Origin of the sequence: Acidovorax sp. Root568 (assembly GCF_001427445.1) — a bacterium.
Classification (GTDB): Bacteria; Pseudomonadota; Gammaproteobacteria; order Burkholderiales; family Burkholderiaceae_C; genus Acidovorax; species Acidovorax delafieldii.
Genome location: NZ_LMGP01000017.1, coordinates 318,893 through 331,442 on the forward strand (window position 1 = coordinate 318,893; position 12,550 = coordinate 331,442).

The 12,550-nt window shown below is 66.1% G+C and carries 12 protein-coding genes; 6 read left to right on the forward strand and 6 right to left on the reverse strand.

Annotated features, from left to right (window positions below):
• Positions 1-41: 41 nt before the first annotated feature.
• The gene (locus ASD75_RS17670) at positions 42-521 is read right to left on the reverse strand and encodes a GyrI-like domain-containing protein (protein ID WP_056747177.1); all 480 of its coding nucleotides are present in this window, start codon (positions 519-521) and stop codon (positions 42-44) included.
• A gap of 125 nt (positions 522-646) precedes the next feature.
• Between ASD75_RS17670 and ASD75_RS17675 the strand changes: the two genes are divergently transcribed.
• Positions 647-1,837 carry a PLP-dependent aminotransferase family protein gene (locus tag ASD75_RS17675; protein WP_056747178.1) on the forward strand — a complete coding sequence of 397 codons (1,191 nt, stop codon included), beginning with the start codon at positions 647-649 and terminating at the stop codon, positions 1,835-1,837.
• 7 nt (positions 1,838-1,844) lie between these two features.
• A complete protein-coding gene (locus ASD75_RS17680) occupies positions 1,845-2,072 on the forward strand; it encodes a SlyX family protein (protein WP_056747179.1) in 228 nt (75 codons plus the stop codon).
• 24 nt (positions 2,073-2,096) lie between these two features.
• On the opposite strand, the gene ASD75_RS17685 is transcribed toward ASD75_RS17680, so the two are convergent.
• Positions 2,097-2,729 (reverse strand): TetR/AcrR family transcriptional regulator, encoded by a 633-nt coding sequence (locus tag ASD75_RS17685; RefSeq protein WP_056747180.1) that lies wholly within the window; start codon positions 2,727-2,729, stop codon positions 2,097-2,099.
• Positions 2,730-2,829: 100 nt separating this feature from the next.
• On the opposite strand from ASD75_RS17685, the gene ASD75_RS17690 reads away from it, so the two are divergent.
• Positions 2,830-4,893, forward strand: coding sequence for an NADPH-dependent 2,4-dienoyl-CoA reductase (locus tag ASD75_RS17690; protein WP_056747225.1), 2,064 nt, complete (start codon positions 2,830-2,832; stop codon positions 4,891-4,893).
• A 179-nt stretch (positions 4,894-5,072) separates the two neighbouring features.
• Here the strand turns inward: ASD75_RS17690 and ASD75_RS17695 are convergent, their stop codons facing one another.
• The 3 genes from ASD75_RS17695 to pstS all read right to left on the reverse strand — a co-directional run bounded on the left by ASD75_RS17695 (position 5,073) and on the right by pstS (position 8,513).
• On the reverse strand, positions 5,073-5,741 hold the full coding sequence (locus ASD75_RS17695; RefSeq protein ID WP_056747181.1) for a 3'-5' exonuclease: 669 nt from the start codon (positions 5,739-5,741) through the stop codon (positions 5,073-5,075).
• Positions 5,742-5,761: 20 nt separating this feature from the next.
• The gene (locus ASD75_RS17700; protein WP_056747182.1) at positions 5,762-7,333 is read right to left on the reverse strand and encodes a CYTH and CHAD domain-containing protein; all 1,572 of its coding nucleotides are present in this window, start codon (positions 7,331-7,333) and stop codon (positions 5,762-5,764) included.
• Between the two features lie 112 nt (positions 7,334-7,445).
• On the reverse strand, positions 7,446-8,513 hold the full coding sequence (gene pstS, locus ASD75_RS17705) for a phosphate ABC transporter substrate-binding protein PstS (RefSeq protein WP_056747183.1): 1,068 nt from the start codon (positions 8,511-8,513) through the stop codon (positions 7,446-7,448).
• A gap of 325 nt (positions 8,514-8,838) precedes the next feature.
• Between pstS and ASD75_RS17710 the strand changes: the two genes are divergently transcribed.
• A complete protein-coding gene (locus ASD75_RS17710) occupies positions 8,839-10,488 on the forward strand; it encodes a methyl-accepting chemotaxis protein (RefSeq protein WP_235511650.1) in 1,650 nt (549 codons plus the stop codon).
• 85 nt (positions 10,489-10,573) lie between these two features.
• Entirely contained in the window at positions 10,574-10,777 is a 204-nt protein-coding gene (locus tag ASD75_RS17715) for a hypothetical protein (RefSeq protein WP_056747226.1), read from the forward strand.
• A gap of 59 nt (positions 10,778-10,836) precedes the next feature.
• On the opposite strand, the gene ASD75_RS17720 is transcribed toward ASD75_RS17715, so the two are convergent.
• Complete coding sequence (locus tag ASD75_RS17720; protein WP_056064269.1) at positions 10,837-12,099, reverse strand: sensor domain-containing diguanylate cyclase; 1,263 nt, start codon at positions 12,097-12,099, stop codon at positions 10,837-10,839.
• A gap of 89 nt (positions 12,100-12,188) precedes the next feature.
• On the opposite strand from ASD75_RS17720, the gene ASD75_RS17725 reads away from it, so the two are divergent.
• A complete protein-coding gene (locus tag ASD75_RS17725) occupies positions 12,189-12,536 on the forward strand; it encodes a DUF6172 family protein (RefSeq protein WP_056064268.1) in 348 nt (115 codons plus the stop codon).
• Positions 12,537-12,550 lie beyond the last annotated feature (14 nt).

Consider the following 12,550-nt stretch of genomic DNA (forward strand, 5'->3'; position numbering starts at 1 on the left):
TGAAAAGGGCTACCCGGCCCGTCAGCGCAACCCTATGGGATTCAGCGCGTCCGCTTGACCGGAATGCACAGCCAGCACGGAAAGCGCCCCGTGGCCGGGTCCACCGCAAAGTCCTCGTCGTAGATCTCCAGCGCAGCGCGGGGCTCCCATTCCCAGCCGTCGGGGATCTGGCCCGGCGTGCCCATCTGCGCCCAGGCGGCGGCAATCTCGGGTCCCGTGCCCACAAAGTGCATGCAGGCGTAGTCGCCGCCTTCGTAGTCCATCACCTGCACATCGGGCCCGGTGCGCAGGCCCACGCCAATCTGCACCGCTGCGTCATAGCGGCACTGCTCGGGCGGCGTGCAGGCCGGGTCGTCGTGGCTGAAGCCATAGAACTTGGGGCGCGGATCATTCAGCCGATGGGCGGCACACCAGCTGCCAAAACGCTCCCACAACTCGGTCAGGCCCGGGTGGCCGTAGGCGCCGGTGTGGCGCATGGTGGCAAGGCGCATGCAGGGCAGGGTGCGGAGGGTCAGGGTCATGGCGGGCAGGGCAGTGGCGGTGGACGGAAAACCCAGTTTAGAGCCTCTTGGAAAGACACCGCATGAATCCTGCGTCGCAATTGGCGACAATGCAGAGTTTGTTGCCAACCACTTCTGTCCACGCCATGCAATTTGCCGACCGCCTGAACAACGTAGAAACCTCCGCCATCCGCGAGCTTTTCAAGCTGCTGGGCAAGCCCGGCATCATCAGCTTTGCGGGTGGCTTTCCGGACAGCGCGATGTTTGACGTGGAAGGCATCCGCGCAGCCAGCAACGCCGCCCTGGCCGAAGAGCCCGGCGCAGCATTGCAATATGGTGCCACCGAGGGCTACAACCCGCTGCGCGAGCAACTGGCCGCCTTCATGACCAGCAAGGGCGCCAAGGATGTCGCGGCCGACAACCTCATCGTCACCACCGGCAGCCAGCAGGCGCTGGATCTGCTGGGCAAAACCCTCATCAGCCCCGGCGACAAGGTGATTGTGGAAGGCCCGACCTTCCTCGCCACCATCCAGTGCTTTCGCCTGTACGGCGCCGAACTCATCAGCGCGCCCATCGATGGCAACGGCGTGAAGACCGACGAGCTGGAAAAGCTGATCGCCGAGCACAAGCCGAAATTCGTCTACCTGATCCCCACCTTCGGCAACCCCAGCGGCGCCATGCTGAGCCTGGAGCGCCGCAAGGCCGTGCTGGAGATGGCGGTTAAGCACAACACCCTGATCGTCGAGGACGACCCCTACGGCGACCTGTACTTTGGTGACGCGCCACCCCCCAGCCTGCTGAACCTGTCGGCCACTGTGCCCGGCAGCCGAGAGCTGCTGGTGCACTGCGGGTCTTTGAGCAAGGTGCTGTCGCCCGGCCTGCGCGTGGGCTGGATGATTGCCCCGGCCGAGTTGCTGGGCAAGGCCACCATGTGCAAGCAGTTCAGCGATGCACACACCAGCACCTTTGCGCAGGCCACGGCCGCGCAGTACCTCAAGGCCGGCCGCATGCCCGGCACGCTGGCCCATGTGCGCAAGGTGTACGCCGAGCGCGCCCAGGCCATGGGCGACGCGCTGCGCAAGGAACTGGGCGATGCCATCGAATTTGTGCAGCCCCAGGGCGGCCTGTTCGTGTGGGCGCGCCTCACAGGGGCAGGCGGCAAGGTGGCCGATGGCAACGTGCTGGCCAAGCGCGCGATTGAAAAGGGTGTGGCCTTTGTGCCTGGCACGCCGTTCTTCTGCGCCAACCCCGACCACGCCACCTTCCGCCTGTCGTTTGCGACGGCCGATGTGGACAAGATCCGCGAAGGCGTCGCGCGCCTGGGCCAGGCGATCTGACGCCTCCATGTCCGACACCAACGATCTCGCCAACGTTCTCCAGCGCCTCGAAAGCCTGGAGATCAAGGCCAGCTTTACCGAAGACCTGCTGGACCAGCTGAACATGACCATCTACCTGCAGCAGCAACTGATCGATCGGTTGACGCACGAGGTCATCCAGCTGCGCCAGCAGGCGCCCGAAGGCGGCTCGAACGGCCCGCGCAACCTGCGCGACGAGCTGCCGCCGCATTACTGATCGGAGCTGATCCGATCGCTCGGTCTACGCCCTGACGGACCGCCAGGCGGCCTCGGCCAGCTCGGTGCGGTAGGTAGTCGGCGAGGGCAAACCGCCCTGGGCCACATTGCCTGATAGCCAGGCCCTGCAATAGCTCTGCACCGGCCCCATCACCAGCGATGGCATCAGCTCGCACGGCAGGTCGCGCAGCGCGCCGGACCGGCGGTGCGGCTCGAACCAGGCCACCAGCGCCTGGTTGCGGCGCCGTGCGGCCTCGGCCAGGTCGGGCGTGCGCGGGCCCGCTGCCACTGCGCCGCGCGCCTGGAACAGGAACCGCGCCCGTTCGGGCTGCGCCACCACCCAATCCAGGTAGCCCGTGACCAGGGCCAACACGCCCGCCTCCACGCCCTGGGCGGCATCGAGGTGCGCCTGCACGCTGCGCGACTGGTCGTGAAAGATCTCGAAGAACATCGCTGCCACGATGCCGTCGCGGTTGCCAAAGTGGTGATAGATGCTGCCCACGCTGGCCCCGCAGCGCGCCCGCACTCCGTCGATGGTGACTGCATCCACGCCGCCTTCGGCCGCGCAGGCCAGGGCGGCGGCGAGGATGTCCTGGCGGCGGTCGGTGGTTGCGTCGGCAGGGGATGAGGTGGGGGACGGGGAATTGCGGCTTGCCATGGAACGGGATTCTAGAATAAAGTTCTAGAAAATACTTCTAGTCCACGATCCTTCCATGCATTCCTCTCCTCCCATGGCCGCTCCAGCCGCCGCTGCCTCCATGCCTGGTGCCGCGTTGTACCCGCACCTGCTTGCCCCGCTCGATCTGGGCTTTACCACCCTCAAGAACCGTGTGCTCATGGGCTCCATGCACACCGGGCTGGAGGACGGGCGCGACCTGTCTCGCATGGCGGCGTACTTCCGCGAGCGGGCCGAGGGAGATGTGGGCCTGATCGTGACGGGCGGGTTCGCACCCAACATCGCGGGCTGGGCCAAACCGTTTGCGGGCACGCTGGCGACCTCTGGCGCGGCCAAGCGCCACCGCGTGGTGACCGAGGCCGTGCACGAGGCGGGCGGCAAGATCGCCCTGCAGATCCTGCACACGGGCCGCTATGCCTACCACCCGCTGGCGGTGGCGCCGTCGCGGCTGCAGTCGCCGATTTCGCCGTTCACGCCGTTCGCGCTGTCGGCGAGCGGGGTGGAGCGACAGATCCGCGCCTTCGTGCGCTGTGCAGTGAAGGCGCGCGAGGCGGGCTACGACGGCGTGGAGGTGATGGGCTCGGAGGGCTATTTCATCAACCAGTTTCTGTCGCAAGCCACCAACCTGCGGCGCGATGCCTGGGGCGGCGACTACAGCCACCGCATGCGGCTGCCGGTGGAGATTCTGGCCCGCATGCGCGAGGCCGTGGGGTCGGACTTCATCATCATCTACCGCCTGTCGATGATCGACCTGGTGCCTGGCGGCAGTGCGTGGGACGAGATCGTCACCCTGGGCAAGGCCGTGGCCACGGGCGGGGCGAACATCGTCAACACCGGCATTGGCTGGCACGAGGCGCGGGTGCCCACCATTGCCACCAGCGTGCCGCGCGCAGCGTTTGCCTGGGTCACGCAAAAGATGAAGGCCGAGTTTGCGGCGGCAGGCATCACCACGCCGCTGGTCACGTCCAACCGCATCAACACGCCCGAGGTGGCCGAGCAGGTGCTGGCCGATGGCTGCGCCGACATGGTGTCCATGGCGCGGCCCCTGCTGGCCGATGCGGCGTTTGTGAAGAAGGCTGCGCAAGGACGGGCCGACCGCATCAACACCTGCATCGCCTGCAACCAGGCCTGCCTGGACCATGTGTTCCAGAACAAGACCAGCAGCTGCCTCGTCAACCCGCGTGCTTGCCATGAAACGGAGCTGGTCTATCGCCCGATTGCCACGCCCGCATCGCGCAAGCGCATCGCCGTGGTGGGCGCGGGGCCTGCAGGCCTCACCGCCGCCACGGTGGCTGCTGAGCGTGGGCACGAGGTCCACCTGTTCGACGCAGCGCCCGCCATCGGCGGCCAGCTCAACATGGCCAAGGTGATTCCGGGCAAGGAAGAGTTCCACGAAATGCTGCGCTACCTGGCCACACGCGTGGAGGACACAGGCGTGCAACTGCACCTGAACGAGCGCGTGTTGGCCGCCGACCTGGCGGGCTTTGACGAGGTCATCGTCGCTACCGGTGTGGAGCCGCGCGACCCGAAGATCCCCGGCCAGGACCACCCCAAGGTGCTGAGCTATATCGACGTGCTGCGCCACGGCAAGCCGGTGGGCGAGCGCGTGGCCATCATCGGCGCGGGCGGCATCGGCTTTGATGTGGCCGAGTTCCTCACGCATGGTGAGCACCCCTCCACCACGCTCGATTTGCCCGCCTGGAAGGCCGAATGGGGTATCACCGACCCGGCCGAGGCGCGCGGTGGCCTGGCCGCCAGCGGCCCGCGTGTGACGCCCCCTGCACGGCAGGTGACGCTGCTGCAGCGCAAGAAGGGCAAGCTGGGCGGCGGCCTGGGCAAGACCACGGGCTGGATCCACCGCACCGTGCTCAAGATGAAAGCGGTGGAGATGGTGGGTGGCGTGAACTACGAGCGCATTGCCGACGAAGGGCTGCTGGTCTCGTACGGCGAGAAGCGCGAAGACCCGACCTGGATCCCTTGCGACACCGTGGTCCTGTGCGCGGGCCAGGTGCCGTTGCGCAGCCTGGCGCAGGACCTGGAGGCCCAGGGCCGCAAGCCCCACCTCATCGGTGGTGCGCTGGAGGCCGGCGAGCTGGACGCCAAGCGCGCCATCGACCAGGCGGCGCGGCTGGCAGCCCGGCTGTAGGTCGGTGCGTACATCGCCTGCAGGGGCTCACAGGGTTTCACAGGGCCTGTCAGGCGTGTTGTTGAGGCCTTCTTGGCTGGTAGCGCTAGTGGAATATGCATGAGCAGCTATATTTTTGATAGTGAATATAGGATGGCGACTGCCGTGATGGGTCACGGAGGCTGTGCCGTCCTTGTCCCTCAGGCGGACAGATTCAGGGCGTTGAACACCCGCAGCGCTGCCCACGCGTCGTTGGCCGCGTAGACCAGCTGGGCCTCGCTCAGCCGGGCGTTGGCCCAGTTGGAGGTGGCGGCTTTTTTGGACTTGATAAAGCGCCGGTTGAACAGCACCGCCACGGCCCCTTTCACGCCCATGTCCTTGCGGTAGCCGCGTTGGCGGAACACGGTGTTCAGCTCCAGCACATCGGCCGGTTGCACGCCCAGCTTGTGCTGGATGCGCTTGGTGTCGTCACCCAGCCCAAAGCCCGCCTTGGTCACACCCTGCAGGGCCAGCAGCTCGGCCACGCGCGCTCGGCAGCCGGGGTCGTGCAGCTGGAACACCCAGGCCCGCTCCAGCGTAGCCAGTTGCACGATGTGCGGCCCGTCCGACGGCTCATCGCGCACAAAGGTGGGTTTGGATTCGGTGTCAAAACCCCAGGCACTGGCGCTGGCCAGCGCCTGGCAAGCCTGGTCGGCCTGTGCAGGCGTGGCGACCAGCGCAATGCGGTCCATGCCCAGGCGTTCAAAGGGTTCCAGCAGCGCGATCTGGTCTTTGTCTGGCGTGGGGCGCTGGGTAGTGTGCGCAGAGGGGTGGCGGGACGCGGAGGGCGGCTGGCGCCGCGAAGGAGGAGAGGCCGTCATGCGGGCCATTGTGCCGTGTGGGTGTCCCTTCAGCGTTTGCCGGTTTTGCGCAAGCGGGGGGCTTCCTCCATCTGGCCCAGGGCTTGCTCACAAGCCGCCACCGACTGGGCCTGCCGCCCCGCCAGCCAACCTGCGCCAAACCAGGCCTTCAGGTCGCCGGACTCTGCAAGCTCGCGGTACAGCGCTGCCGCCAAACGCTCGTCATTGAGGCGGCCCAATGCCGACAGCGCTGGCTGCAGGCTGTCCAGAAACCGGGCGCTGTGTGCATCCAGCGCGGGCGCCACGAACTCTGTGAGGTAGCGCAGGCGTTTGAGGCGTTTGCGCAGCCGGTGCTGTGCCTGGGGCGTGCGCGTGGCAAAGCCCCGTGCGCCTTTTTGCACCTGGGCATGCAGTGCGCGCAGGCGCTGCTGCAGCAGGTGGCGCGTGGCACGGGCGTCCAGGCCTGCTGCGGCGTCGCCCGTGGCGTCCAGCCCTGGGGTGGTAAAGGCCATCAGATACACCAGCGCTTCCTGAAAGGCCGCATCGCGCACGGTCTGTTGTGCGGCCTGGGCCACCAGCGCGGTGTTGTCGCCCTGGTGGGTGGACAGGGGCGGCGCTCCGGCGGCCTGCAGTTCGGCACCGATGCGTTGCATCACCTGGCTGCGGTCCCGCAGGTGGCCGAGCTGCTGGAACACCTGGACCAGGGGCGGCTCCCAGGCGGGGTCCAAGTTGCCTGGGGCCAGCGGCGCCAGCTCGCGCAGGGCGGTGCGCAGGCGGCGGATGCCGATGCGCAGCTGGTGCAGCAGCTCCTCATCACTCGCACCTTCGGCAATGTCGCTGGCGGGGCCCAGGATTTGCTGCAGGCACTGCGCCACCACGGCGCGCTGCAGGGCCTGCCCGGCGGGCAGTTGTTGGTACAGGGGGGACCGGGGTCGGGCCTTGCGGGGCGAACCGCTGCTGGCTGGGCTGTCAGATGGAATGGGAATGCCCGATGGACTGCCAGCTGGTGCCAGCAGGCGCTCGCCCCGTTCGGCCTTGGACACGGTGCTCTGATACAGCCCGTGCCGCGTGGCCCACTGCGCGGCGAGCGCTGCAAGGCCCGCCACCGGCCCGGCCTTGAGTTCCAGCTCCACCTCGCAAATGGGGGCCTCGGCCTGCTGGGGCGTGCCCCGGTGGGCCACCACCCGGCCGGTGTCCAGCGCCAGCTCGACCACCGCTCCCTGGCGGGTGATATCGCGTGTCAGCCGGTCCATCTCGGTGCCATAGGTTTCGACGAGGGGGCCACCAGCGGCTTGCAGGGCCTGCCGCAGCCGGGCGCCTGCCACGGTGCCACTGTGCAACTGGGGCAGGGGTTCGGGCGCGATGCCTTCTATGGCGGGGCCGCGTGCGACGTTGTGCTCCTGCCGGTCCAGCGGACCATCGCCCAGCGCCTTGACGGTTTGCACCCACTGGTCGCCCTCGCGCCGCAGGCGAAACGCTATGCCGCGTGACGCCAGTGCGCCGTCGGGCGTGTCGAAGTAGCGGGCCTCCATGCGGATGGCGACACACCGGCCCCGGCGTACTGCCGCTTGCACGGCAGCCAGACGGTCGGGCGGGATGCAGAACTTGAATTCGATTTCCATGGTGGCTGCATTATCCCGTGGTATCCCCATCGCAGGGCCGCGCCGGATGAAGGGCGCGCAGAGGTTATCCACCAATAATGGAAAATCAATGATTCAAGTGAGGGTGTATTGATTATGAGGGGCGATTGAGGGAGGATATCAAGCTCATGCCCAGCGGTTTTCCTTGATTATCTCGGATGGAGGTGATGATTTTGAATGCAGACGCCTGAACCCGGTCTGGCAGGCGGACAAAATTATTTTCTTGCACCAAGGTGTCGCCATTGAGAAACGACCAGAGGATGAACCGGAGCGCCTGGGCTGTCTGGTCGGGGTTCTGCGTGACCTTGGGGAACACCACAAACGTGCCCATGGTGATTGGCCAGGCCGATTTACCGGGCCGCTGCGTCAAGGTGCTGTGGAAAACTCCGGTGGCCGACCAATCGCTGTTGGTCAGTGCCGCCTTGAAGGCGTCGATGGAGGGTTTGACATAACTGCCGTCGGCATTTTTCATCTGCACGGTGGTCAGGCCGTATTCGGCCACATAGCCGTGGTCCACATACCCGATGGCGCCCACCGTGTCGCGCACGCCCTTGGCTACGCCGTCGCTGCCCTTGAAGGCCAGCACACCCACAGGCCAGGCGATGCTGGTTTTGGCGCCGTACGATGATTTCCATTGTGGGCTCACCTTGCCCAGGTAGTCTGCAAAGTTGTAGGTGGTGCCCGAGCCATCGGCGCGCACCACCACCTTGATCGGCAGGTCGGGCAGGGAGACATCGGGGTTCAGTGCGGCGATCTCTGCCGCGTTCCAGCGGGTAATCTCGCCCATGAAGATGCGGCTGAGAGCCTCACCCGTCAGGCGCAGCTGGGTGTTTTGTACCTTGGGCAGGTTGACGATGGGGCTGATGCCGGTGATGGCCACGGGCAGCGCCAGCAGGCCGTGCTCCAGCAAGTCCTTCTCTGCGGGGTACACGTCCGTCGCGCCAAAACCGACGGCCTGCTGCTGGATTTTTTTCATGCCCGCGCTGGAACCCACCGGGTCGTAGTCCACCGCGCTGCCAGTGGCCTTGGCATAGGCCTTGGCCCAGCTGCGGTAGATGGGCGCTGCCGCCGACGATCCAGCGCCCGTCACGGTCTGTGCGCTGGCCAGGCCCGCCTGCACAAGGGCCACGGTCGCCAGCAAAAGAAGGTAAATATATTTCATGTGTTTTATGTAATGGTTTTTATGAATAACGATATGCATGCACGATTTCAGGTGCTGTGAAATCCACGCGTGTTCATTGAGTAGACGGACAGATTTCGGTGCCGATCCTAGCAAAATGACAGCGATTTGAAGCATTGGCCTGAACGGCGAAGGTTTCTCGCTGAGTCACTAATCTGTCATTTGAAACAATTAGTATCTTTCGCATCCCATCGGGGGCTTGGTGCACGGCGGGTGGTTGGCTTACCCCCTACAGCAACACGCGTTCGCTCCCACAAGGCGGCGGCGCCCTGGTGGACCTTCACGAAAGATTCAGATGCTTCAAAAAATGAAAATTGGTACCCGCCTGGCCCTGGCCTTTGCCGTGCTGCTGTTGCTGATATCGGCCCTGGCGGCCGGTGGCATCAGCGGGGCCAAGCGGTTGACCGAGCGCAGCGCTGCCTTGTATGGCGACCGCACCGTGCCCATGGGCGTGCTGGCCGAGATCAGCCACCTGACGCAGCGCAACCGCGTGCTGGTGATGGACATGCTGATGGACCCCGGCACCAGCAACCTGGAGGCCAGCCACGCGGCCCTGACCGCCAATGTCGAGCGCATCCAGGCCCTGTGGAAGGAGTACGCCGCCAAGCCCCTGGGGGCCGAGGAGCAGGCCCTGGCGCAGGCCTTTGCCGATGCCAACGCCACCTATCTGGACAAGGGCCTGATCCCGGCGTCGGCCGCGCTGGTGGCCGGCAAGTACGACGACGGATCGGAGCTGTACATCACCCAGATCCGCCCCAATGCGCTCAAGGTGCAGGACGCCATCGAGCGCCTGGTGGCGCTGCAGATCAACGTGGCTGCGGCAGAGTTTGCCGGGGCGCGCGCCATGAGCGACACCATCCACTGGTGGATGCTGGCCGCCACCGCCCTCGCATTGCTGGCAGGTGCTGCGATGGCCTGGGTCATCACCCGTTCCATCTCGCGGCCGCTGCGTCAGGCCGTGGTGCTGGCACGCACCGTGGCGGGGGGCGACCTGACGGCGCAGATCGATGTGCGTGGCAACGACGAGACCGCCGAGCTGCTGGGGGCCCTGCGTGAGATGAACCACCAGCTGGTGCGCGTGATCACCGAGGTGCGCGCCAGCACCGAGACGGTCGCCCACGAGGCCGTGGTGATGGCGGGCGGCACCGAAGACCTGGCACGCCGCACCGAGGTGCAGGCATCCAATCTGCAGGAGACGGCCGCGTCGATGGAGCAGCTGACCATCACGGTGCAGCACAACACCGACAACGCCCAGCGTGCCACCGCCCTGGCGCAGGAGGCCAGCAGTGTGGCCAACGAAGGCGGCAGCGTGATGCGCGATGTGATCGCCACCATGCAGGAGATCAAGACCCAGTCGCAGAAGATCACGGACATCATCAAGGTGATCGACGACATCGCCTTCCAGACCAATCTGCTGGCGCTGAATGCGGCGGTGGAGGCCGCGCGTGCGGGTGAGCAGGGCCGGGGCTTTGCGGTAGTGGCTGGCGAGGTGCGGGGCCTGTCGCAGCGCAGCAGCATGGCGGCCCGGGAGATTCGCGGCCTGATCTCGGCCAGCGTGCAGGGTGTGGAGCGCGGGTCCACCCTGGTGGGGCAGGCGGGCGAGCGTGTGGCCAACACCGTGCACCATGTGAACCAGGTGGTGTCGCTCATCACCGCCATCAAGGATGCCGGGCAGGAGCAGGCCCGGGGCATTGCCCAGATCGGAGAGGCCGTGCGCCAGCTGGACGCGGCCACACAGCAGAACGCTGCGCTGGTGGATGACAGTTCGTCCGCCTCGACCGGCATGAAGAATCAGGTAAGGCGCCTGCTGGAGGTGATTCACCAGTTCCGCCTGACGCCGGATATGCCCCTGCCTGCTGCAGGCGCGCCCTTGCTGGAAACGGCAGGGTTGCCCCCTGCTGTGGCTCTGGAGGGCGGGGCCGGCAGTCGCGCGCAACTGGCCATCTCGGCCCGCTAGCCCGGCGGCGGCGTGGTCTCTGCGTCGCGTGGCCTATGCCGCCAATGACCGAGACATTGCCACCCACCACGCCAAGACCTGCGCCATGAACCGCACCGACGTATTGATCGCGATTGCCGAAGTGGCGCGCAGTGGTGGCGCTGCCGCCCCCGAAGACGCCATCTCCCAGCTGGCGATGCTCATTGATGATCTGGAGCTGTCCTGCAGCGGCTCGGAGCAGGTGATGGAGATGCTGCTGCGCATCGCAGCCTGCCTGTGGAACCTGCAGCAGGAACGCATGCGCCTTTGAACAGGTGCCTTGGCATGCTGCATGGCCCTGATCTCTCACCGATCAGGGCGACTGAATGATCACTCGTCCAGCGTCTCGAGCGAAGCCACCTGGTTGCGCCCCCGGTGCTTGGCCAGGTACAGCGCCTGGTCGGCACGGTCGAGCATGTCGCGCAGGCTGCGATCGCTCTGGCGGAAGGTTCCCACACCCAGGCTGGTGGTGACGCGGTAGCTGTGGCCTGCATCGTCCGTCAGCTCCAAGGCGCGAATGCTGTGCAGCATGCGCGTGGCCACCTCCAGGCCCTCGGCCAGTGTGGTCAGGGGCAACAGCACGCCAAACTCTTCACCGCCCAGTCGGCCCACGGCATCGCTGGCACGCAACTGGCCCTTGATGGCCTGCGCAAATGCCATCAGCGCCCGGTCGCCTTCCAGGTGGCCAAAACGGTCGTTGATGGCCTTGAAGTGGTCCAGGTCCAGCATCAGCAAGGTCAGCGGCTCGCCGTTGCTGCGTGAATGGGCATAGGCCGACTCGGCGCATTCAAGAAACGCGCGGCGGTTGGCAATGCCCGTCAGCATGTCGGTGGTGGCCAGGCGCTGCAGCTCGCGCTCCAGGTTCTTGCGTTGCGTGACGTCGCGGTAGATGCCTTCGACCCCCGCAAAATTGCCTGCATGGTCGTACAGCGCGTGGCTGCTGATGGAGATGTCGATCACCGTGCCATCGCGCCGCACCATCTGGCCCGGAAAGTCCGACACCTCGCCGTGTTCCATGATCGCGGCCTTGAACGCGTCGCGGTCTTTGCTTTGGGGGTAGTACGACTCGGCCGTGCGGCCTTCGATTTCGTGGGGCTCGTAGCCCAGCACCCGGCGCACGCCCGGTCCCACATGCTGCACGATGCCCTGCGCATCGGTGCGGTAGTACACGTCCTGCATGTTCTCGAACAGGCGCCGGAAGTTCTGCTCGCTCTCGCGCAGCTGGGCCTCGATCTCGCTCTGGTGTGTCATGTCCATGCCGCACATGAGCACGGCGGGGGCACCGTCCCATTCCATGGCCACACTGCTGATCAGCACCATGCGCAAGTTGCCGCGCTCGGTGCGGATACGGAACTCAGAGGATTTGTTGGGCCGCCCGGCCTGCTCGGGCACGGCCACTTGCTGGATGCGGTTGGTGGAGCGCACCTGGTCCAGGGGGTGCACAAAGTCGCCAGACAGCCGCCCGATCAGGCTGTCGATACTGGGCGCCTCCAGCAACTCCATGCTGGCGGCGTTGGCAAAGCGGATGGCGCCCTGTTGTGTGACAAGCACAGCCGCTGGCAACAGGTGCAGCAGGCGCAGGTCGTGGTTCATGGGCTGGTGGTAACCAAAAGTAATGCACCATTGTGGCACCTCGATGCGCAGGTGTGAAACGGCACCTGTCGCAGGCGGTACTATCGCCCATGAGAAAAACTTTCCAACTCCACGTTGAAGGCAAGAACCGCGATCGCGTTCTGGATGCCGTCAAGCACGAAATCCGCAAGTACATCAAGCGCGAACGGCGCCGCGACCTGCCCGAAGGCGCCGATTTCTGGGACTTTGACTGCCAGTTTGGCCGCACCAAGGAAGACGCCGCCGTGGCGCACCTGGCCGCCTTGACCGGGCTGATCAACGGCGTGGCCGCCGAGGGCGGCGCCCAGTTCTATGTGGAAATTCTGGCCAAGCCCGGCAAGCGCACGCCCCGTCCGGCTGGTGAGGCTTCACACAGCGGGCCAGATGGCTTGGACGCGGACGACGAAGAAGGCGCGTAAGCCCTGGCGCTGGG